Origin of the sequence: Stenotrophomonas sp. WZN-1 (genome assembly GCF_002192255.1) — a bacterium.
Lineage (GTDB): Bacteria > Pseudomonadota > Gammaproteobacteria > Xanthomonadales > Xanthomonadaceae > Stenotrophomonas.
In genome coordinates, this window is record NZ_CP021768.1 from 1,845,799 (window position 1) to 1,866,562 (window position 20,764).

18 protein-coding genes are annotated in these 20,764 nt (G+C 67.3%); 10 read left to right on the forward strand and 8 right to left on the reverse strand.

The genetic code is table 11. The annotated features are described in order from the left end of the window. The first annotated feature begins 13 nt into the window (after positions 1-13). On the forward strand, positions 14-994 hold the full coding sequence (secF, locus tag CCR98_RS08800; protein WP_087922287.1) for a protein translocase subunit SecF: 981 nt from the start codon (positions 14-16) through the stop codon (positions 992-994). A 783-nt stretch (positions 995-1,777) separates the two neighbouring features. After that, positions 1,778-3,037, forward strand: a complete 1,260-nt coding sequence (fabV, locus tag CCR98_RS08805; protein WP_087922288.1) for an enoyl-ACP reductase FabV — start codon at positions 1,778-1,780, stop codon at positions 3,035-3,037. A gap of 71 nt (positions 3,038-3,108) precedes the next feature. Here fabV and CCR98_RS08810 read toward each other — a convergent pair whose 3' ends face one another. The 3 genes from CCR98_RS08810 to CCR98_RS08820 form a co-directional block, all read right to left on the reverse strand. Further along, on the reverse strand, positions 3,109-5,178 hold the full coding sequence (locus tag CCR98_RS08810; protein WP_087924162.1) for an EAL domain-containing protein: 2,070 nt from the start codon (positions 5,176-5,178) through the stop codon (positions 3,109-3,111). 91 nt (positions 5,179-5,269) lie between these two features. After that, a complete protein-coding gene (locus tag CCR98_RS08815) occupies positions 5,270-6,454 on the reverse strand; it encodes an NAD(P)/FAD-dependent oxidoreductase (RefSeq protein WP_087922289.1) in 1,185 nt (394 codons plus the stop codon). Further along, positions 6,451-6,999, reverse strand: coding sequence for a YaeQ family protein (locus CCR98_RS08820; protein ID WP_087922290.1), 549 nt, complete (start codon positions 6,997-6,999; stop codon positions 6,451-6,453). Before CCR98_RS08820 ends, CCR98_RS08815 begins: the two co-directional genes overlap by 4 nt. A gap of 124 nt (positions 7,000-7,123) precedes the next feature. On the opposite strand from CCR98_RS08820, the gene CCR98_RS08825 reads away from it, so the two are divergent. Next, the gene (locus tag CCR98_RS08825; protein ID WP_087922291.1) at positions 7,124-7,993 is read left to right on the forward strand and encodes a pseudouridine synthase; all 870 of its coding nucleotides are present in this window, start codon (positions 7,124-7,126) and stop codon (positions 7,991-7,993) included. A 13-nt stretch (positions 7,994-8,006) separates the two neighbouring features. Here CCR98_RS08825 and CCR98_RS08830 read toward each other — a convergent pair whose 3' ends face one another. Next, entirely contained in the window at positions 8,007-8,495 is a 489-nt protein-coding gene (locus tag CCR98_RS08830; RefSeq protein WP_014036875.1) for a YaiI/YqxD family protein, read from the reverse strand. A 302-nt stretch (positions 8,496-8,797) separates the two neighbouring features. Between CCR98_RS08830 and CCR98_RS08835 the strand changes: the two genes are divergently transcribed. From CCR98_RS08835 to CCR98_RS08855, 4 genes are all read left to right on the forward strand, one after another. After that, complete coding sequence (locus CCR98_RS08835; protein ID WP_005416210.1) at positions 8,798-9,007, forward strand: cold-shock protein; 210 nt, start codon at positions 8,798-8,800, stop codon at positions 9,005-9,007. Between the two features lie 189 nt (positions 9,008-9,196). After that, on the forward strand, positions 9,197-9,886 hold the full coding sequence (locus CCR98_RS08840; protein ID WP_087922292.1) for a glutathione S-transferase: 690 nt from the start codon (positions 9,197-9,199) through the stop codon (positions 9,884-9,886). 32 nt (positions 9,887-9,918) lie between these two features. Next, positions 9,919-11,484 (forward strand): YdiU family protein, encoded by a 1,566-nt coding sequence (locus CCR98_RS08845; protein WP_087922293.1) that lies wholly within the window; start codon positions 9,919-9,921, stop codon positions 11,482-11,484. A gap of 584 nt (positions 11,485-12,068) precedes the next feature. Then, positions 12,069-12,605, forward strand: a complete 537-nt coding sequence (locus tag CCR98_RS08855; protein ID WP_087922295.1) for an adenine phosphoribosyltransferase — start codon at positions 12,069-12,071, stop codon at positions 12,603-12,605. 174 nt (positions 12,606-12,779) lie between these two features. Here CCR98_RS08855 and dbpA read toward each other — a convergent pair whose 3' ends face one another. Beyond that, entirely contained in the window at positions 12,780-14,156 is a 1,377-nt protein-coding gene (gene dbpA / locus CCR98_RS08860) for an ATP-dependent RNA helicase DbpA (protein ID WP_087922296.1), read from the reverse strand. Positions 14,157-14,213: 57 nt separating this feature from the next. Continuing rightward, on the reverse strand, positions 14,214-15,293 hold the full coding sequence (locus CCR98_RS08865) for a YeiH family protein (RefSeq protein ID WP_087922297.1): 1,080 nt from the start codon (positions 15,291-15,293) through the stop codon (positions 14,214-14,216). Between the two features lie 101 nt (positions 15,294-15,394). Between CCR98_RS08865 and CCR98_RS08870 the strand changes: the two genes are divergently transcribed. Then, positions 15,395-16,270, forward strand: a complete 876-nt coding sequence (locus CCR98_RS08870; protein ID WP_087922298.1) for a LysR family transcriptional regulator — start codon at positions 15,395-15,397, stop codon at positions 16,268-16,270. A 223-nt stretch (positions 16,271-16,493) separates the two neighbouring features. Beyond that, positions 16,494-18,371 (forward strand): ATP-binding cassette domain-containing protein, encoded by a 1,878-nt coding sequence (locus CCR98_RS08875; RefSeq protein ID WP_087922299.1) that lies wholly within the window; start codon positions 16,494-16,496, stop codon positions 18,369-18,371. A gap of 156 nt (positions 18,372-18,527) precedes the next feature. Here CCR98_RS08875 and CCR98_RS08880 read toward each other — a convergent pair whose 3' ends face one another. Both CCR98_RS08880 and CCR98_RS08885 read right to left on the reverse strand, forming a co-directional pair. After that, positions 18,528-18,989: a cytochrome c gene (locus CCR98_RS08880; protein ID WP_005416218.1), complete on the reverse strand. Its 462-nt coding sequence runs from the start codon at positions 18,987-18,989 to the stop codon at positions 18,528-18,530. A 9-nt stretch (positions 18,990-18,998) separates the two neighbouring features. Further along, entirely contained in the window at positions 18,999-19,388 is a 390-nt protein-coding gene (locus tag CCR98_RS08885; protein ID WP_005413034.1) for a c-type cytochrome, read from the reverse strand. Between the two features lie 205 nt (positions 19,389-19,593). Between CCR98_RS08885 and CCR98_RS08890 the strand changes: the two genes are divergently transcribed. Beyond that, positions 19,594-20,739 carry a MexH family multidrug efflux RND transporter periplasmic adaptor subunit gene (locus CCR98_RS08890; protein WP_014036886.1) on the forward strand — a complete coding sequence of 382 codons (1,146 nt, stop codon included), beginning with the start codon at positions 19,594-19,596 and terminating at the stop codon, positions 20,737-20,739. Positions 20,740-20,764: the final 25 nt, after the last annotated feature.

The following is a 20,764-nucleotide window of genomic DNA, read 5'->3' on the forward strand; positions in this document are numbered from 1 at the left end:
GGACGACACGCACATGAAACTGTTTCCGCTGCACATCCTCCCGAACGACACCAAGATCGACTTCATGCGCTGGCGCCATGTCGCGATGGTCGTCACGGTCATCGTGTTCCTGGCCTCGGTCGCCATCATCGGCGTCAAGGGCTTCAACTACGCCCTGGACTTCACCGGTGGCACCCTGATCGAAGCTCGCTTCGACAAGGCAGTGGACGTCGAGCAGGTCCGCACCAAGCTCGAGCAGAGCGGCTTTGAAGGCGCGCAGGTACAGAGCGTCGGTGGCAACACCGACCTGCTGATCCGCCTGGCCCCGCATGGCGAGCACGCGGCCGGTACCGGCGACGCCGCGCACGAGGACAAGGCCACCGCCGCCGCCGTGGTGAAGGCACTGTCCACCGCCGACAACCAGGCCACCGTGCTCCGCAACGAGTTCGTGGGCCCGCAGATCGGCAAGGACCTGGCGATGAATGGCCTGTACGCCACCATCTTCATGCTGGCTGGCTTCCTGATCTACATCGCGGCGCGCTTCGAATGGAAGTTCGCGGTCACCGCCAGCATCGTGGCGATGTTCGACCTGATCGTGACGGTGGCTTACGTGTCCCTGCTGGGCCGTGAGTTCGACCTGACCGTGCTGGCCGGCCTGCTGTCGGTGATGGGCTTTGCGATCAACGACCTGATCGTGGTCTTCGACCGCGTCCGCGAGAACTTCCGCAGCCTGCGCGTGGACTCGATGGAAGTGCTGAACCGTTCGATCAACCAGACGCTGTCGCGTACGGTGATCACTGCGGTGATGTTCTTCCTGTCCGCGCTTGCCCTGTACATGTACGGCGGCAGCTCGATGGAAGGCCTGGCCGAGACGCACATGATCGGTGCGGTGATCGTGGTGCTGTCCTCGATCCTGGTGGCGGTGCCGATGCTGACGATCGGTTTCCTGCGCGTCAGCAAGCAGGACCTGCTGCCGAAGGCGAAGGACGTCGAGGCCCTGGCCCGTCGCCCGTAAGCAACTGCTGCACGCAGCACACAGAGAACCCCGCGCAAGCGGGGTTTTTTGTTGGCAGGGCTTGCAGCCCTGCACCCGCTCAATGCAACGGCAACGGCAACGTCAAAGGCCGGAGCTGGCTTTCTGCTGGTTGGGCGGGGCCATGTGGGTTGGTAGGACACGCCGTAAACCCGTCCTTGGGGCTCGATGGCGCCATCCATGGCGCCAACGGTCCTGCCAACCCACATGGCCCCACCTCCGACAGATTCCGGCGGCTGTTGGTGGGTGCCGACCTTGGTCGACACATCTGCCGGATATCGATAATCAAACTGGAATCAGATCTACCGTGTCGACCAAGGTCGACACCCACCAGAGCAGAATGCGGTCCTGACAGATCGCGGAAGTCTGTCGAAGGCGGGGTGGGTCCGGTTGAGGGGGCGTGAGCCGCATGGGCCCGAGGCATGCCTCGGGCGGGTTGGGCAGGACGCCCAACCCCGGTCTTGCCGTGTGCGCAGGACTGCGCACACGAGCAAGCGGCGACCGAGCTTACATGGACGTACTTGCAGCGTCCCCCTCAACCGGATCCACCCCACCGACCCGCAGGAAACCAGCTTTTGCTGTTGCTTCGGCACTGGCTTTTAGCGGGTGCAGGGCGCAGCCCTGAAAAAAGAAACCCCACCCTACGCCAGCGTCGGTTGTGCAATCTTCCCCCGCGCACTACGATCCTGCGGTTCGCGCGCGCAGGCGCGCACCCGTATTCCTGCTGAGCGCCCCGTGCGCCGCATCTGCCAACCCGAGGTATCCATGGTCATCAAACCGCGCGTCCGCGGCTTCATCTGCGTCACCACCCACCCGACCGGCTGCGAGGCCGCGGTCAAGCAGCAGATCGACTACATTCGCGCGCGCCCGCCGATCCAGAACGGCCCCAAGCGCGTGCTGGTGATCGGCGCCTCGACCGGCTACGGCCTGGCTGCGCGCATCACGGCCGCCTTCGGCAGCGGCGCTGCCACCCTCGGCATCTTCTTCGAACGCCCGGGCAGCGAAACCAAGCCGGGTACTGCGGGTTGGTACAACTCGGCTGCGTTCCACAAGTATGCCGAGGAAGCCGGCCTGTACGCCAAGAGCATCAACGGCGATGCCTTCTCCGATGAAGTGAAGGCGAAGACCATCGAAATGATCAAGGCCGATCTCGGCCAGGTCGACCAGGTCGTCTACAGCCTGGCCGCGCCGCGCCGCAAGCACCCGAAGACCGGCGAGATCATCAGCTCCACGCTGAAGCCGATCGGCGAGCCGATCACGCTGCGAGGCCTGGATACCGACAAGGAAGTGCTGACCGAAACCCATCTGCAGCCGGCGACCCCGGAAGAAATCGCCGGCACCGTCGCGGTGATGGGCGGCGAGGACTGGCAGATGTGGATCGATGCGCTGGCCGATGCTGGCGTGCTGGCCAACGGCTGCACCACCACCGCCTTCACCTACGTGGGCGAAGAAATCACCCAGGCGATCTACTGGAATGGCTCGATCGGTGCCGCCAAGAAGGACCTGGACACCAAGGTGCTGGGCCTGCGCGAGAAGCTGGCCAAGATTGGTGGCGACGCACGCGTATCGGTGCTGAAGGCGGTGGTCACCCAGGCCAGCTCGGCCATTCCGACCATGCCGCTGTACCTGTCGCTGCTGTTCAAGGTGATGAAGGAAAAGGGCACCCACGAAGGCTGCATCGAACAGCTCGACGTGCTGTACGACATCCTCTACGGCGGCAAGGCAGATGGCGTCGCGGTCGATCGCCTGCGCCACGATCTGGTCGATGGCGATGGCCACACCGTGGCGCTGGTCGACGAGGAAGGCCGCCTGCGTGCCGACTACAAGGAGATGGCGGCGGACGTGCAGGGCAAGGTGGTGGCGCTGTGGCCGCAGGTCACCAACGAGAACCTGTACGAGATCAGCGACCTGGCCGGCTACAAGGCCGACTTCCTGCGCCTGTTCGGTTTCGGCGTGGAGGGTGTCGACTACGAGGCCGACGTCAATCCCGACGTGAAGATCGACAACCTGGTCGATCTGACCTGATCAAGCAGAAGGCCGGCGAAAGCCGGCCTTCTCTTTTGGTAGTGCCGGCCAGCGGCCGGCACTACCTTCGGTTACCCGAACTCGAAGCCCATCTCCGCCAGCGCGGGGCCGACGAAGTCGCCCTGCACGTAATCCACGCCAGCACTGAACAGCAGCGTCATCGAATTGGCATCGCTGACGAACTCGGCAATGGTGCGGATGCCGGCTTCCTGCGCACGCGCGGTGATCTGGCTGATGCGGTCGATGTTCTCGCGGGTGGCCGCCAGGTCACTGGTGAAGCCGCGGTCCAGCTTGAGGAACTGCGGCTGGAAGTGGGCCAGCAACTGGAACGAATCCAGCCCCGAGCCGAACTGCTCCAGGCCGATCCGGCAACCCAGCGGTGCCACTTCGGCAAGGAACTGCTGGGCGCTGCGCAGGTGGGTGAATACCTTCGATTCCGGCGCATGCAGCCACAGCCGCTCGCCAGGCACACCCTGTGCCTGCAGCTCGCGGCGAAGGGTGGCGATCATCTGCGGGTCGTCGAACGACTCCGGGGTCACCTTCACCAGCATCTGGGTGGCATGCCCTTCGCGGGCGCGCTGGCCAAGCACGGCGATCGCCTGCGAGACCACCCAGCGGTTGATGTCGGCCAGCAGGCCGTGCTCCTCGGCGATGCCCAGGAACGCGGTCGGGCTCAGCAGCTCGCCATTGTTCTCCAGACGCAGATAGGCCTCGTACAGCTCCAGTGGCTCGCCCTGCAGGTTCAGCACCGGCTGGTAGTGCAGCTGGAAGCCGTCGCCTGCAAGCGCTTCGCGGATGCGCGCAACCCAGCGCTGCACACGTTCTTCCTCGACGCGGTCGGCGGCAGCCGGGTCGAAGATGCGGCAGGTGTTGCCCAGTTCGGCGGCGGCCTGGGTGCATTCGCTGGCGCGCGCCAGCACTTGGCCGATGCTGGCGATCTTCTCGCCCACCTGCACGCCACCGATGCTGACGGTCACCGTGGCCGAGCGTGCGCCGATGCTGAAGACGTGTGCGGCGTAGGCTTCGCGGATGCGCTCGGCCAGCGCCACGGTCTGCGCGTAGGGCCCGGCCTGCAGCACGGCGAAATTGTGTTCGCCGAAGCGGGCCAGTTGCGCGTCCTCGCCGACCACCTCGGCCAGCAGGGCGGCGAGGGCGCCGATCAGGGTGTCGGCCGACGCCAGGCCGATGTCCGGCAGCAGGCGCGCGTAGTGGTCCGGTTCGATCAGCAGCAGGCCGAACTGGCCCTCGCTGCGCCCGGCCTGGGCCACCGCGCTTTCCAGCTGCAGCATGAAGGTCGGGCGATTGAGCAGGCCGGTGACCTGGTCGCGCTGGCGCAGGTCCTCGACCTCGCGCGCCAGCTCCGGGTCGAACTCCATGCGGCGACGGAGCACCACCTGCAGGCAGGACTCGCCTTCGTAGGTCGCCACAGCAAACTCCATGGTCGCCGGGAACGCACTGCCGTCCTCGTGGCGCGCGTCGAGCTGGTACTGCGGCGGCGGCGCCTCGCCACGGCTGAGGCCCTTCAGCAGCTGCTTGAAGCCCTCCACGTGCTGGGCCGCCACCATGTCCAGCAGCGAAATGCCTTCGATGTCGTCGAAATGCTCGTAGCCGAACATCTCCAGGTAGGCGTCGTTGGCGCGGATGTGCATGCCTTCATGCACGTAGGCGATGGGGTCGCGCGAGGAGGCGATCAGCGCGTCGCAGCGGCGCTCGGTCTCGCGCATCTGCGCCTCGATCCGGCGCAGGCCGCGACGCGCCTGCAGGTCCACCCACTGGTCGCGGACCACGGCGAGCAGGTGCTCGGGGCGCTGGCGCAGGGCGAGGGCGCGGATGCCATGGCTGCTGGCCTGCACCAGTTCGTCCTCGTCGATGCGCTCGGCCAGCAGCACCAGCGGGATGTCCTTGCCGCTGGCGGCAATGTGCTGGGCCGCCAGCTGCAGCGGGATGCCCTGCGAAGGCGAGGCCAGCACCAGGTCGATGGCCTGGCTGGTCAGCACCTGGGCCAGCTCGGCCGCGTCCTGCGGGCGCCACGGGCGCACCGCGATGCCGCTGTTGCGCAGGGTGCTGACGATGGCTTCGGCATTCTCGCCGCTGTCATCGACGATCAGCAGGCGGATGGTGATGTCGTTCGCGTTCTGCATGCACTGCTCCCCAATCTGCGAATCTAGATACACGATGCGCGACGAACCGTCCATGCGCGCACCCCTTGCGCGCGTCGAACGGCGAAGTGGTTCACACCACGCCGCCCGCTGCGTGGCCGCTGGCCCAGGCCCATTGGAAGTTGTAGCCGCCCAGCCAGCCGGTCACGTCCAGCACCTCGCCAACGAAGTGCAGGCCGGGCACGCGCTTGGACTCCATCGTCGAGGATGACACTTCGGCGGTGTCCACGCCGCCCAGGGTGACCTCGGCGGTGCGGTAGCCTTCGGTGCCGCTGGCCACCAGCGGGAATGCGCCCAGCAGCTGCGCGGCCTGGCGCAGCACCGGCTCGTCCAGCTGGCGCACCGGGCGGTCGGGCAGCCAGTGCTCGCACAGGCGCTGCGCCAGCCGCTTCGGCAGTACCTCGCCCAGCACCGTGCGCAGCTCGGCGGCGGGGCGGTCGCGCTTCATCTGGCGCAGCCACTCGCCCGCATCCTGGCCCGGCAGCAGGTCCAGCTCCAGCGCATCGCCGGGCTGCCAGAACGAAGAGATCTGCAGGATGGCCGGGCCGCTCACGCCACGGTGGGTCAGCAGCATGAAGTTCTGGAAACTCTTTCCGTTGCAGCGCGCCTCGATCGGCAGTGCGACGCCGCTGAGGTCGGCCAGCCGCTCCTGGTGCTTGCCGCTGAGGGTCAGCGGCACCAGGCCGGGGCGGGTCGGCAGCACCTGGTGGCCGAACTGGCGGGCCACTTCATAGCCAAAGCCGCTGGCACCCATGCTGGGAATCGACAGGCCACCGCTGGCAACCACCAGCGAGGCGCAATGGAACAGGCCCTGCGTGGTGTGCACGCGGAAACCATCGCTGCCGTGCTCGATGCGCTGCACGCTGCAGCCGGTACGGATCTGCACGCCCGCCGCCTGGCATTCGTCCACCAGCATCTTCACGATCTGCTTGGACGAGACATCGCAGAACAGCTGCCCCAGTTCCTTTTCGTGATAGGCGATGCCGTGCTTGTGCACCAGCTCGATGAAATGCCAGGGCGTGTAGCGGGCCAGCGCCGACTTGCAGAAGTGCGGGTTGGCCGACAGGAAGTTGGCCGGGGCGGTGCCGGTGTTGGTGAAGTTGCAGCGGCCACCGCCGGACATCAGGATCTTCTTGCCGACCTTGTTGGCATGGTCGATCACCTGCACCTGGCGGCCGCGCTGGCCGGCAGTGATCGCGGTCATCAGCCCGGCTGCGCCGGCACCGATGACCACCACATCGCAACGGATCGTGCTCATGCCTTGGCGCGCTTGCGCCAGTTCGGGATCACATCGAGCTGGATCTGGTCGTTGAGCAGCTGCACTTCGCCGTCCTGGATCAGCACGCTCCAGCGCATGGCACGCTGGACCTGCTGGCCCCAGCGCTCGACGAATTCGCCGTCCAGATCGACCACCGAGAGATTGTCGAACCGTGCCAGGCCCTTGCCCTGCTTGCCCCACCAGATGTCCGAGGCGTTGCCGCCGTAGTTGACCACCTGCACCTGACGGCTGCGGTTGCTGGCCTTGCGGATGCGCGATTCGTCCGGATGGCCCAGGTCGATCCACTGCAGGATGTCGCCGGTGTAGTCGTGCTCCCACAGATCGGGCTCGTCGTCGGTGCTCAGGCCGCGACCGAACTCCAGGCGGTCGCCGGCGTTCAGCGCGAAGGCGAGCAGGCGCACCATCAGGCGCTCGTCGGTCTCGGACGGATGCTGGGCCAGGGTCAGGTTGTGGGTCGCGTAGTAGCCGCGATCCATGTCGCTGATCTGCAGTTCGGCCTTGCGGATGGTGGCGGTAAGAGCCATGGGGGATCCGTGGACTAAAGACGACAATGATAGAGGTTTGCTCCGGGGGTGTCCGTGGCTGGGCTGTCTGCATGCCGTCAACGATGGCACTCTTGCAGTCTTTCCCGTGGCCGGAGTGGACGCCATGAGCTTGCCCAGCCGGTTGCAGCTGCCGCCCGGCCCCTGGGCCACCCTGCTGGACGGCCTGTGTGCACGTTTCCCGCGCATCGCGCGCGCGCAATGGCAGGATCGCTTCGCGCGCGGCCGTGTGCTGGATGCACAGGGCAGGGCGCTCGCACCTGGCATGCCCTGGCAGGTCGGGCGGGAGATCCAGTATTTCCGCGAGGTGGCCGACGAGCCGGTGATTCCCTTCACCGAAACCCTCGTCCATCTGGATGCGCACCTGCTGGTGACCGACAAGCCGCATTTCCTGCCGGTGACACCCGCGGGTGGGCATGTGCGCGAGACGCTGCTGGCGCGGCTGGTCGCCCGCACCGGCAATGCCGATCTGGTGCCGCTGCACCGGCTGGATCGGCTGACGGCCGGGTTGGTGCTGTTCTCGACCCAGCGTGCGTCGCGTGATGCATACCAGCGCCTGTTCCGTGAGCGGCGCATCGAAAAGACCTATGAAGCCCTGGCACCGGCGCTGCCGGGGCGGGAGTTCCCGTTGCAGCGGGACAGCCGTCTGGTGACGGGCGAGCCGTTCTTCCGGATGGCCGAGGTGCCCGGTGAGCCCAATGCGCGCAGCCGGATCGAGCTGATCGAGGCCGAAGGACCGATCTGGCGCTACCGGCTGCTGCCGGAAACCGGCCGCAAGCATCAGTTGCGCGTGCACATGGCCATGCTGGGGGCGCCGATCGTGGGTGACGACCTGTACCCGCAGCTTCGGCAGCGTCCGCCGAACGTGGCCGAGGCGCCGCTGCAGCTGCTGGCGCGGGCCCTGGCCTTCGACGACCCGTTGAGCGGCGCACGACGGATGTTCAGCAGCGGCCGCAGCCTCAGCCCGCCGGCTTAGGGCGGCCAGGTGCTCAGCGGGCCGGGCGTCGCGCCAGCCAGCGGTCCAGCTCGGCGGCGAACAGCTGCCGGTCACGAGGGCCCAACGGCGGCGGTCCGCCGGTCTGGACCCCGGCGCCGCGCAGCTCCTCCATGAAATTGCGCATCGACAGTCGCTCGGCCATGTTGTTCGGCGTGTACAACTGGCCGCGCGGGTTCAGCGCGACGGCTTTCTTCTCCAGCACCAGCGCGGCCAGCGGGATGTCCTGGGTGACCACCAGGTCGCCCGCAGCGACCCGCTCGACGATGGCGCTGTCGGCTACGTCCAGCCCCTGCGGCACCTGGATCGAGCGTAGCCAGCGCGAGGGCGGGGTGCGGATCCACTGGTTGGCGACCAGGGTCAGTTCGATCCCGACCCGTTCAGCTGCGCGGAACAGGATGTCGCGAATGACGGTGGGACAGGCGTCGGCATCCACCCATATGCGGGGGGAGGCGTGTTCAGCGGGGGTTTCAGCTTCAGTCATTTACCCAGTGTAGGGTAGGAAAAACCTGAATGGGGACTCGGAGTTAGCCGCGAAAGGCTGCCAACCCTTGTCACGCCTAGCGGGTGACGTGTTCCCATGAACGTCGGGACTATCGCTTTTTGCAGAAAACACGCGTATCGTGCGACCCACTGTGTTTGCTAGGGTCACCGTGAATCGTGGCCTGGTGCAGTTGATCTCACGATCCGCTCATCGATCCGCTTTACCAACGCCTGCAACTCAGTCTCGGCCCCGATACCCGGTGGCTGCGATTTTTTTCAACATGTGTTTCAGGAGTTAGTAAAATGTCTGAACGTCAGACCGGCACCGTCAAGTGGTTCAACGACGCCAAGGGCTTCGGCTTCATCACCCCGGAAAGCGGCCCGGACCTGTTCGTGCACTTCCGCGCGATCCAGGGCACCGGCTTCAAGACCCTGCAGGAAGGCCAGAAGGTTACCTTCATCGCCGTCCAGGGTCAGAAGGGTATGCAGGCTGACCAGGTGCAGGCGGTCTAATCCGTCTGCTACCGTTGGGTAGCCAGAACGCCGGAAGCGAGAGCTTCCGGCGTTTTTTATTGCCCGCCGTTTTTTTGTAGAGTCGAGCCATGCTCGACTGTTCTCAAAGCCAGTCGAGCATGGCTCGACTCTACAAAGGGCATGCACTGCGCGCGGTACGATGCGCATCTCCCCAAGGGATCACCCCCCATGCGCATCGTCCACCACCTGGAAAACTCCCGTTCGCTGCGCGTGCTGTGGATGCTGGAGGAGCTGGCGTTGGACTACGAACTGCGCCGCTATCCGCGCGATCCGAAGACGCTGCTGGCGCCGCCGGAACTGCGCAACGTGCATCCGCTCGGCAAGTCGCCGGTACTGCAGGATGGTGAGCTGGTACTGGCCGAGTCCGGCGCGATCCTCGACTACCTCGCGGACCGTTACGACACGCAACGCCAGCTGTCGCCGTCACCGATGCCGGCCGACGGGGCCGAGCGCATCGCCTACCGCTACTGGCTGCACTACGCCGAAGGCTCGGCGATGCCGCCGCTGCTGCTGACCCTGGTGATGGGTCGCATCCGCAACGCGCCGATGCCCTTCTTTGCCCGCCCGATCGCGCGCAGCATCGCCGACAAGGCCGAGCGCGGCTTCATCGGTCCACAGCGGCGCCTGCATCTGGACTGGATGGAGCGCCGCTTGTCCGAAAGCCCGTGGTTTGCCGGCGAGCGCTTCAGTGCGGCCGACATCCAGATGAGCTTCCCGATCCAGGCCGCTGCCGCGCGTGGCGGTGGTCTCGACGACAAGCCGGCGCTGCGCGGCTTCCTCAAGCGCATCGGTGAACGCCCGGCCTACCAGCGTGCCGAGGCCCACGGCGGCCACCTGCAGGCGCTCAGCGGCAATTGAGGCGGGCGGTCGTCGCCCCCATCTTCAGCACCATGGATACCGACAGCCCCCGTTTCGACAACCGCCTGCTGCATACCCTGCCGGGCGACCCCGAATCCGGCCCGCGCCGGCGCGACGTGCTGGGCGCAGCCTGGTCGCCAGTGATGCCGACCCCGGTGACGGCGCCTACACTGTTGGCCTGGGCGCCGGACGTCGCCGCGATGCTTGGCTTCGATACCGCTGAGGTCGAGAGCGAAGGCTTCGCGCAGGTGTTTGGCGGCAATGCACTGTACGCCGGCATGCAGCCTTGGGCGGCCAACTACGGTGGTCATCAGTTTGGTCACTGGGCTGGCCAGCTCGGCGATGGCCGTGCGATCTCGCTGGGTGAACTGGTCGCGCCGGATGGCCGCCACTGGGAGCTGCAGCTGAAGGGGGCCGGCCCCACGCCTTATTCGCGCGGCGCCGATGGGCGCGCAGTGCTGCGCTCGTCCATCCGCGAATTCCTGTGCAGCGAAGCGATGCACCAACTGGGCGTGCCGACCACGCGCGCGTTGTCGCTGGTCGGCACCGGCGAGGACGTGGTGCGTGACATGTTCTACGACGGCCATCCGCGCGCCGAGCCTGGCGCCATCGTATGCCGGGTCTCGCCGTCGTTCCTGCGCTTTGGTTCCTTCGAACTGCCGGCCTCGCGTGGCGAGACCGCCCTGCTGCAACAGCTGGTGGACACCTGCATCGCCCGTGATTTCCCCGAACTGGAGGGGCAGGGGGAGGTGCTGTACGGCGACTGGTTCGCGCAGATCGCAGTGCGCACCGCCGAGATGATCGCGCACTGGATGCGCGTCGGCTTCGTGCACGGCGTGATGAACACCGACAACCTGTCCGTGCTCGGCCTGACGCTGGATTACGGTCCCTATGGCTGGGTCGAGGACTTCGATCCGGACTGGACACCGAACACCACCGACGCACAGGGTCGTCGCTACCGCTTCGGCACCCAGCCGCAGGTGGCTTACTGGAACCTGAGCCGATTGGCGCAGGCGTTGTCGCCGTTGTTTGCTGATGTGGCACCGCTGCAGGCGGGCCTGGCGGCCTACCAGTCCACCTTCGTGGCCTGCACGCGCCGTGATGCCGCAGCCAAGCTGGGCCTGGCCGCGGCCGACGATGACGACCTGCAGCTCTACCAGCGCTGGCAGCAGCTGATGCAGGACGGTGCCATGGACATGACCCTGGCCTGGCGCGCGCTGATGCGCCTCGATCAGGCGGCACCGGATGCGGCGCTGCTGGACGCGGTGTACTACGACGAGGCGCGGCGACAGGCAGTGCAGGCACCGTTGCAGCAGTGGCTGCAGGACTACTCGGCGCGCCTGCGCAGCGATCCGTTGTCGGCTGGCGAACGCCTGGCGAAGATGACAGCGGCCAATCCGCTGTACGTGCTGCGCAACTGGCTTGCCCAGGAGGCGATCGACCGCGCAGAGCAGGGCGACCTCGGCGGTGTGCATGCGCTGCAGGACGTGCTGCGCGATCCATACACCGAGCGCCCGGGGCTTGAACACTTCGCCGGCAAGCGCCCGGCGTGGGCCGACAACCGCGCCGGCTGCTCGATGCTGTCCTGCAGTTCCTGAGGGTGGGTGTTGGCAGGGCTGCGCCCTGCACCCGCAGAGGCCAGGTCAACGGCCAGAGCAAAAGCTGGATTCCCTGGCTTGGCGGGGCGGTGTCGGAGTGCGGGGACGCCGCAAGTACGTCCCTGTGGCTTGGCAGCCGCATCCATGCGGCTGACACCCCGCACTCCGACACCGCCCCACCTCCGACAGATTCCCGCTGCTGCGGGTGGGTGTCGACCTTGGTCGACACGGTAGATCCACGCCATGCGTGGATGCTCTTCGTTCAATCTTCGAAATACTCGATTTCGATTGAGATTCATCCACGCATGGCGTGGATTCGCGACAGATCGCAGGAATCTGTCGAAGGCGGGGTGGGTCCGGTTGCGGGAGTGTCCGCGGCATGGATGCCGCGGCCAAGCCCCCATGGACGGGTTTACGGCGTCTCCCGCAACCGGACCCACCTCGCCATCCCACGGAATGCCGCTCTTGCCGTTGCCTTGGCTTGAAGCCTCTGCAGGTGCCGGGCGCAGCCCGGCCGACACCCCCATCAGGCAGGCGGCGCCCGGAACAGGTACCCTATGCCGCCATCAGATAGCCAATGTGACATGACCGACGCCATCGTCGCTCCGCAGTGGGCCTCCCGCCTGCGCGACATCGCCGACTTCCCCAAGCCCGGCATCCTGTTCAAGGACATCATGCCGCTGCTCGCCCACGGCGAGGACTTCCGCGGCGCGATCACCGCGATGGCCGACCGCTGGCGCGACCAGAAGCTGGACGCAGTGGTCGGCATCGAATCGCGTGGGTTCATCCTCGGTGCCGCGATGGCACTGGAGCTGGGCGTCGGCTTCGTACCGGTGCGCAAGCCGGGCAAGCTGCCGGGCCAGGTGCTGCGCGAGGAATACACGCTGGAATACCGCAGCGACTGCATCGAAGTGCACGCCGATGCGCTGCCGGCGGGCGCCCGCGTCGCGATCATCGATGACGTGCTGGCCACCGGCGGCACGCTGGTCGCTGCGATGTCGCTGGTGCGCCGCCTGGGCGTCGACGTGGTCGGTGCCGGCGTGCTGGTCGAGCTCGACGGCCTCGGCGGCCGCGCCCGCTGGGAAGCGGAGCTGCCACTGCACACCGAACTGGTGTTCTGATCGAAGGGCGGGTGCCAACCAAGGTTGGCATCTACCAGAGCGAATGGCCGGGAGCCGGTAGTTGCCAACCTGGGTTGGCATCGCCTTTCGCAACCGACGCCATGGACGGGCCAACCAAGGTTGGTCACTACCAGGTCAGATCGTTGCCAACCGTGGTTGGCAACGCTGCTTCAATCACATCATCCGTACGCGGAAACGACGGCCCTTGATCTTGCCGGCTTCCAGCCTGGCTACGGCCTTGTTGGCCTGCTCACGCGCGATCGCCACATAGGAGCGGGTCGGGAAGATCGCGATCTTGCCGATGTACTTGCTCGACAGCCCGGCGTCGCCGGTCAGTGCGCCGAGGATGTCGCCCGGGCGCAGCTTGTCGGTCTTGCCGCCGTCGATCCGCAGGGTGCGCATCGCCGCCTGCGGCAGCTCGGCCGGGCGCGAGGTCGCCAGCGGCGTCTTCTGCCAGTCCAGTGGCTGCCCCATCTGCGCTTCAATGGCTTCGGCGCGGGTCTTCTCGCGGCCGGCCACCAGGCTGATCGCCAGGCCACTGGCACCGGCACGACCGGTACGGCCGACGCGGTGCTGGTAGCTCTCCACGTCGGTCGGCAGTTCGTAGTTGATCACCGCCGCCAGTTCTTCCACGTCCAGGCCGCGTGCGGCCACGTCGCTGGCCACCAGCACGTTGCAGCTGCGGTTGGCCAGCAGCAACAGCACTTCCTCGCGGTCGCGCTGTTCCATGTCACCGTGCAGGGCCAGTGCGGAGAAGCCGAACTGCTGCAGCGAGTTGGCCACTTCGTCCACGTCCTTGCGGGTGTTGCAGAACACCACCGCCGATTCCGGCGTGTACTTCAGCAGCAGGCCGGCAAGCGCCTTCTGGCGATGCGCCGGCTCCACCTCGCAGAACATGTGGCGGATGGCCGGGGCCTGGTCGGCGCCTTCCACGGTCACTTCCACTGCGTCGCGCAGCAGGTCACGCGCCATGGCGCGGATGCTGTCGGGGAAGGTGGCGGAGAACAGCAGGCTCTGCCGGTCCCTGTGGGTGCGGCCGGCGATCTCGCGGATCGGCTCTTCGAAGCCCATGTCGAGCATGCGGTCGGCCTCATCCAGCACCAGCGCGCGCACCGCGCCCAGGTTCAGCGCACGCTTGCGTGCCAGCTCCTGCACGCGGCCGGGCGTGCCGACCACCACATGCGGATCGTGGCCTTCCAGCGATGCCAGCTGCGGTCCCAGCGGCACGCCGCCAACCAGCAGCAGCAGCTTCAGGTTGGGAATGCCAGTGGCCAGCTTGCGGATCTGCTTGCCGACCTGGTCGGCCAGTTCGCGGGTCGGGCACAGCACCAGCGCCTGCACGCGGATCAGGCTGGGGTCGATGGCCTGCAGCAGGCCCAGGCCGAAGGCGGCGGTCTTGCCGCTGCCGGTCGGTGCCTGTGCGATCACATCGCGGCCATCGAGGATGGCCGGCAGGCTCTGCGCCTGCACGGGGGTAAGGGTGGTGTAGCCGAGGGCATCCAGGCCGGGCTGCAGGGCCGGGCTCAGCGGCAGGGTCGAGAAGTCAGTCATGGCGCATTGTACCCGTCCGCGCGGCCGCTCCTTGCCCCGGGACCGGCATGCTCCTGCTCAGCCCAGCACCGCCAGCACGCCCTGGTGGATCGCCAGCCCACCGAACAGCAGCCAGGCAAACAGGATCAGCGCCAGCAGCAGTGGCTTCAGCCCGGCCTGGCGCAGCGCCGAGACGTGGGTGGTCAGGCCCAGCGCGGCCATCGCCATCGCCAGCAGCACGGTATCCAGCTGCACCAGTCCGGCCTGCAGGCCGGCTGGCAGCAGATGCAGCGAGTTGAACCCGGCCACCGCCACGAAACCGAACGCAAACCAAGGCACCACGATGCGCGCCTTGCTGCCGTCGGCGCTGGCCCTGCCGCCACGCGCCAGCCACAGCGACAGCGCAACCAGGAACGGCGCCAGCAGCATCACCCGCACCATCTTGGTGATCACTGCCGTATCAGCCGCCGCTTCGTTGACCGCGCGGCCGGCCGCCACCACCTGTGCCACTTCATGCACCGTCGCACCGGTGAACAGGCCGTACTGCTGCGCGTCCATCGCCAGCCAGCCGTGCGACTGCACCAGCGCATACAGGGCGGGATACAGGAACATCGCCAACGTGCCGAACACCACCACCGTCGACACCGCCACCGTGACCTGCGCAGCACGGCCGCGCACCACTGGTTCGGCGGCCATCACCGCCGCCGCGCCGCAGATCGCACTGCCCGCGCCGATCAGCATGGCCGCTTCGCGCTCCATCTTGAACACGCGCACGCCCAGCCAGCAGGCCAGCCCGAAGGTGCTGGCGACCACCAGCACGTCCATCAGTACGCCGGTGACGCCGACATGGCCGATGTCCTGGAAGGTCAGGCGCAGGCCATACAGCACGATGCCGGCGCGCAGCAGCCAGTGCTTGGAGAAGCCAACACCGGCCGCGCTGCTTGGTGCCAGCCGTGGGTAGAACGTATTGCCGACCACGATGCCGGCGACGATAGCCACGGTCAGCGCGCTCAGGCCGTGCGCCTGAAGCCAGGGCAGCTCGGCCAGGTACAGCGACGCCGCCGCGATCAGGCCCACCAGGAGAAGGCCGGGCAGGCGCGGCTGCCAGCGTTGGCGCAGGGCGGGCAGGGACCAGGGGGAGAGAGCGGGGGCGTTCATGGCAGGGCAGGACTGGAGTGATTCGGCAAGCGTGCGCCTCTGTCGCTGACCTGTAAAACGAATAATATGGGTGAAACCTACCTATCAAGCGAGTAAATGCCATGCGCCTGACCTTGCGCCAGCTGCAGGTCTTCGTCGCCATCGCCGACCACGGAAGCACCACTGCCGCCGGCCAGGCCATCGCCCTCTCGCAGTCGGCCAGCAGCGCCGCCCTGCAGGAGCTGGAGGCGCACTTCGGCACCCCGCTGTTCGACCGCATCGGCCGTCGCCTGGCCCTGAACGGGCACGGCCGCGCGCTGCTGGAGCCGGCGCGCACGTTGCTGGTCAACGCCGCCGACCTGGAGCGGCAGCTGGCCGCTGGCGGCGACCCGTCGCAGGGTGCACCGCTGCGGCTGGTGCTGGCGGCCAGTACCACCATCGGCAACTACCTGTTGCCACCGCGCATCGCCGATCTGCTGCGGCAGGCGCCGCAGGCCGAAGTCGACCTGCGCATCGACAACAGTGCCGGCGTGGTTGCCGCGGTGCAGCGCCTGGACGTCGACGCCGGCCTGATCGAAGGCCCGTGCCACGAGCGTGGCCTGCAGGTCACCGCCTGGCAGCAGGACCCGCTGGTGATCGTGGCTGCCGCCGATGCGCCCGCGCGCTGGTCGCTGGACGAACTACGCCGCGCTCGCTGGCTGCTGCGCGAACCGGGCTCCGGCACCCGCGAAGCGGTCGAACAGGCGCTGTTGCCGCATCTGCGCGGCTTCGCCCAGACCCTGCAGCTGGGCAATACCGAAGCGATCAAGCAGGCCGCAATCGCCGGTCTCGGCCTGGCCTGTCTTTCGCGCCACGCACTGGAAGAGCCGCTGGCCCTGGGACGCCTGCGCGTGCTGGAGACCCCGCTGCCCGCCCTGCAGCGCACCCTGTGGCTGGTGCGCCACCCCGGCAAGCAATGGCTGCCGGGGTTGCAGGCGTTGTTGGGGGAGGTGGGGTAAGCGATCAGATTCCCCGTCGATTCCATCCATCGACAGTCCTTGCAGCGCTCCTCCACGCATGGCGTGGATCTACTGCGTCGACCAAGGTCGACACCCACCAGAGCAGAATCCCGCCCCGCCATCCCTCAGAAAACCGGCTTTGGTTATTGCTTCGGCCGTTGCCGTTGCCTCCGCGGGTGCCGGGTGCAACCCGGCCGACGCCCCCAACCCGTACAATATCCGGATGCCTCTGATTACTCTGCAGAACGTCGACTTCAGCGTCGGCGGCCCGTTGTTGCTGGAAAAGGCCGAACTGTCGATCGAGCCGGGCGAACGCATCGCCCTGATCGGCCGCAACGGCGCCGGCAAATCCACCCTGCTCAAGCTGTTGTCCGGCGACCACAAGCCCGATGACGGTGAAGTCCGCGTGCAGCAGGGCGTGCGCGTCACCCGCCTGGAGCAGGAAGTGCCGCATGGCGCCGCCGGCTCGGTGTTCGACGTCGTCGCCGATGGCCTTGGCGAGCTGGGCCAGTGGCTGGCCGAGTTCCATCACCTCAGCCATGCCGAGGTCTTCGATGGCGAAGCCCTCGGCAACGTGCAGGCCAAGATCGACGCCGCCAACGGCTGGGGCCTGGACCAGCGCGTCAGCGAAACCCTGACCAAGCTCGACCTCGACGGCGAGGCCGAATTCGGCCGCCTGTCCGGCGGCATGAAGCGCCGTGTGCTGCTGGCCCGTGCGCTGGTGTCCAGTCCCGACGTGCTGCTGCTGGACGAACCGACCAACCACCTGGACATCGAAGCCATCGACTGGCTGGAAGCGTTCCTGAAGGGCTGGAGCGGCAGCGTGGTGTTCGTCACCCATGACCGCCGCTTCCTTCGTGCGCTGGCCACCCGCATCGTCGAGATCGACCGCGGCCAGGTCACCAGCTGGCCGGGCGACTGGGCCAACTACGAGCGCCGCCGCGAGGAACGCCTCAATGCGCAGGCGCAGGAAAATGCCCGCTTCGACAAGCTGCTGGCGCAGGAAGAAGTCTGGATCCGCCAGGGCATCAAGGCGCGCCGTACCCGCGACGAAGGTCGCGTGCGCCGCCTCAAGGCGATGCGCACCGAACGTTCGCAGCGCCGCGACCTCAGCGGCAACGTCAAGATGGAAGCCGCGCAGGGCGTCAGCTCCGGCAAGAAGGTCATCGACGTCAAGGACATTTCGTTCGCCTTCGGCGAGCGCACCATGGTCCGCGATTTCACCACCACCATCCTGCGTGGCGACCGCATCGGCCTGATCGGTCCCAACGGCAGCGGCAAGACCACGCTGCTGAAGCTGCTGCTGGGCGAACTGCAGCCGGCCAAGGGTGAGGTCAATGCGGGCACCAACCTGCAGATCGCGTATTTCGACCAGTACCGTGCGGTACTGCGCGAAGACTGGAGCGCGATCGAGAACGTCGCCGAAGGCCGTGATTTCCTCGAGTTCAACGGCAAGCGCAAGCACGTGCATGCCTATCTGCAGGATTTCATGTTCACCCCCGAGCGCGCGCGTGCGCCGATCACCCGCCTGTCCGGTGGCGAGCGCAACCGCCTGCTGCTGGCGAAGCTGTTCGCGCAGCCGTCCAACCTGCTGGTGATGGACGAACCGACCAACGACCTGGACGTGGAAACCCTGGAGTTGCTGGAAGAGCTGCTGGGCGAGTACACCGGCACGCTGCTGCTGGTCAGCCACGACCGTGACTTCATCGACAACGTGGTGACGTCCACGCTGGTGATGGAAGGCGACGGCGTGATCGGTGAGTACGTCGGTGGCTACAGCGACTGGCAGCGCTATGCGGCCAGCGTGGCTGCGCCTGCCGCGGCCCCGGCAGCCAAGCCGGCGGCCGCTGCACCGGCTGCGGCTGCGACTCCCGCAGCCCCCAAGCGCAAGCTGGCCTACAGGGAAGCGCGCGAGCTGGAGCAGCTGCCGAAAACCATCGAGAAGCTCGAGGGCGACGTCGAAGGGCTGACCGCGGCGATGAACGACCCGTCGTTCTATACCCGCAGCAGTGCCGAAGTGACCGCGCATACCCAGCAGCTGGCCAAAGTGCAGGCCGAGCTGGATGCGGCTTACGCGCGCTGGGAAGAGCTTGAAGGCTGATCATTGATCTGCGCCCGCCGGGCACGGCCCGGCGCTACCGGGGCGCAGGATGCTGGTAGCGCGGGGCCATGCCCCGCGAGCGCGCAGCGCGGCGCTCCTGCATTCCGCCGGGCATGGCCAGGAGCTACCGCAAAGCAGCCGGGCATGGGCCCGGGGCTACTTCACCCCGTGCAGGTCCCGCAGCTGGCTCGGCCGGCTGCCGAAGTACGCCGCCAGATCGGCAATGTCCTGATCACTCAGGTCCTTTGCCTGCGGCGTCATCAGCGCGTGCTGGCGGTCACCGGCGCGGTAGGCCTGCAGCGCATGCGCCAGATAATCGCCGTACTGCCCACCCAGTTTCGGATAGGTCGGGTCGATCGGCGCATTGCCGTCGGCCCCGTGGCAGTCGATGCAGCTCTGGTTGGTGGCCTTGCCCTTCACCTTGGCGCGGGCTTCACCGGCGGCCTCGCGGCCTGCCGGCAGGCCAGCGGAGGACGAAGAACCGTGTTCGCCGCTGGCATGGCCCGGGTCGGCGGCGGATTTCTCGCTGTTTTCCACCTGCGACTGTGAACAGGCCGCCAGCAGCAGGGCAACGGACAGGGCGATGGCGTGACGCATCGGATGCGCGGCTTTCGACATGGGCGGGCCTTACTTGACGGTGGACAGGTAAACAGAGAGATCGGCGATCTCCTGTTCGCTGAAACTCATCGACTGCGCCTGCATCGTCGGATGCCGGCGCTTGCCCTGGCGGTACTCGGTCAGGGCCTGGGCCAGGTATTGCTGGGTCTGGCCGCCGATCTTCGGCACCCGGTAACTGGGGTAGGCGTTCTTGTAGCCGGTGATCCCGTGGCAGCCCTGGCAGGTGTAGGCCAGCACGCGGCCATTGTCGAAGTTGCCGGTGGGTGCGGCGGGCGCCGGCGCAGCGGCGGGAGCCGGGGCCGGGGCGGGTGTGGCAGGAGCAGGAGCGGGCTGTGCGGCGGCCCCAAGGGGCAGGAGGACGGCCAGAGCGAGACAAGCGGCGAGCGGCTGCGGGCGCATGGTGTCGTTTCCGGGGATTCGGGTCTGGTCGTTCCGGCGTGGGGTACGGAACGCCCCGAGTATAGCCCCAGGTTTCATCTAGCTGAAATGGGGGCGGGCCGACCAGCGGCGTGAAGACACCATGACCTTTGGGATATGGTGTTGCCGTGAAGTGGTGCATTACTTTGCTACCACACCTGTCCACGCATCCTCCAGGGACCTGACGATGTCGCACCCAACCTTCCTGTCCGGCCGTCGCAGCGGAATCTGCGCTGCCGCACTGCTGATCTCCACCTCCCTGCTGCTGGGCGGTTGCGCCGCAGGGCCCAATTCCGAAGCGAAGGCTGCCGAGACCAAGGAGGAGAAGAAGGTCGACGCCGTCCCCGTCGAAGTCGCGGTGGCCAGCCATCGCGCTGTCGCGGCGAGCTACACCGGTACCGCCGCGCTGGAGCCACGCGCCGAGTCGCAGGTGGTCGCCAAGACCTCCGGCGTAGCCCTGGCGGTGCTGGTCGAGGAAGGGCAGCGGGTCACCGCCGGCCAACCGCTGGTGCGGCTGGACCCGGATCGCGCACGCCTGGCCGTTGCGCAGAGCGAAGCGCAGATGCGCAAGCTGGAAAACAACTACCAGCGCGCACAGAAGCTGGTCGGCCAGCAGATGGTCAGCGCCGCCGATGTCGACCAGCTGCGCTACGACCTGGAAAACGTCCGCGCGCAGTACCGCCTGGCCACGCTGGAGCTGTCCTACACCACGGTGGTGGCACCGATCTCCGGCGTGATCGCCTCGCGCTCGATCAAGACCGGCAACTTCGTGCAGATCAACACGCCGATCTTCCGCATCGTCGACAACTCGCGGCTGGAAGCCACCCTCAACGTGCCCGAGCGCGAGCTGGCCACCCTGCGCGCCGGCCAGCCGGTGACGCTGGCGGCGGACGCGCTGCCGGGGCAGAGCTTCACCGGCACCGTCGATCGCATCGCGCCGGTGGTGGATTCGGGCAGCGGCACGTTTCGCGTGGTCAGCGCCTTCGACGGCGCCGCACACGCGCTGCAGCCCGGCATGTTCGGTCGCATCCGCATCGACTACGACCAGCGTGCCGATGCGCTGGTCGTACCGCGCCTGGCGTTGCTCGACGACGGTGAGCCGGCGGTGTTCCGCGTGCGCGAAGGCAAGGTCGCACGCGTTCCGGTCAAGCTGGGTTACGCCGAGGGCCCGTGGGTGGAGATCCGTGATGGCCTGGCGGCCGGTGATCAGGTGGTCACCGCCGGCAAGGTCGCCCTGCGCGACGGCACCACGGTGCAGGTGATTGCCGACCCGAAGGCGAAGACGGTCGCAGCGGCCGCCAAGCCGGCAGACAAGGCCGGGAGCAAGCAATGACCGCCCCGGGCCACGACCACGGTGC

Bases quoted from the DNA above. Each gene is read 5' to 3' on its own strand.
- CCR98_RS08875 (WP_087922299.1), top strand. From the start codon at position 16,494: ATGCCTCTGATTACTCTGCAGAACGTCGACTTCAGCGTCGGCGGCCCG.
- secF (WP_087922287.1), top strand. From the start codon at position 14: ATGAAACTGTTTCCGCTGCACATCCTCCCGAACGACACCAAGATCGAC.
- CCR98_RS08830 (WP_014036875.1), bottom strand. From the start codon at position 8,495: ATGACTGAAGCTGAAACCCCCGCTGAACACGCCTCCCCCCGCATATGG.
- CCR98_RS08820 (WP_087922290.1), bottom strand. From the start codon at position 6,999: ATGGCTCTTACCGCCACCATCCGCAAGGCCGAACTGCAGATCAGCGAC.
- CCR98_RS08880 (WP_005416218.1), bottom strand. From the start codon at position 18,989: ATGTCGAAAGCCGCGCATCCGATGCGTCACGCCATCGCCCTGTCCGTT.
- CCR98_RS08810 (WP_087924162.1), bottom strand. From the start codon at position 5,178: ATGCAGAACGCGAACGACATCACCATCCGCCTGCTGATCGTCGATGAC.
- CCR98_RS08885 (WP_005413034.1), bottom strand. From the start codon at position 19,388: ATGCGCCCGCAGCCGCTCGCCGCTTGTCTCGCTCTGGCCGTCCTCCTG.
- CCR98_RS08870 (WP_087922298.1), top strand. From the start codon at position 15,395: ATGCGCCTGACCTTGCGCCAGCTGCAGGTCTTCGTCGCCATCGCCGAC.
- CCR98_RS08825 (WP_087922291.1), top strand. From the start codon at position 7,124: ATGAGCTTGCCCAGCCGGTTGCAGCTGCCGCCCGGCCCCTGGGCCACC.
- fabV (WP_087922288.1), top strand. From the start codon at position 1,778: ATGGTCATCAAACCGCGCGTCCGCGGCTTCATCTGCGTCACCACCCAC.
- dbpA (WP_087922296.1), bottom strand. From the start codon at position 14,156: ATGACTGACTTCTCGACCCTGCCGCTGAGCCCGGCCCTGCAGCCCGGC.
- CCR98_RS08890 (WP_014036886.1), top strand. From the start codon at position 19,594: ATGTCGCACCCAACCTTCCTGTCCGGCCGTCGCAGCGGAATCTGCGCT.
- CCR98_RS08855 (WP_087922295.1), top strand. From the start codon at position 12,069: ATGACCGACGCCATCGTCGCTCCGCAGTGGGCCTCCCGCCTGCGCGAC.
- CCR98_RS08840 (WP_087922292.1), top strand. From the start codon at position 9,197: ATGCGCATCGTCCACCACCTGGAAAACTCCCGTTCGCTGCGCGTGCTG.
- CCR98_RS08865 (WP_087922297.1), bottom strand. From the start codon at position 15,293: ATGAACGCCCCCGCTCTCTCCCCCTGGTCCCTGCCCGCCCTGCGCCAA.
- CCR98_RS08835 (WP_005416210.1), top strand. From the start codon at position 8,798: ATGTCTGAACGTCAGACCGGCACCGTCAAGTGGTTCAACGACGCCAAG.
- CCR98_RS08815 (WP_087922289.1), bottom strand. From the start codon at position 6,454: ATGAGCACGATCCGTTGCGATGTGGTGGTCATCGGTGCCGGCGCAGCC.
- CCR98_RS08845 (WP_087922293.1), top strand. From the start codon at position 9,919: ATGGATACCGACAGCCCCCGTTTCGACAACCGCCTGCTGCATACCCTG.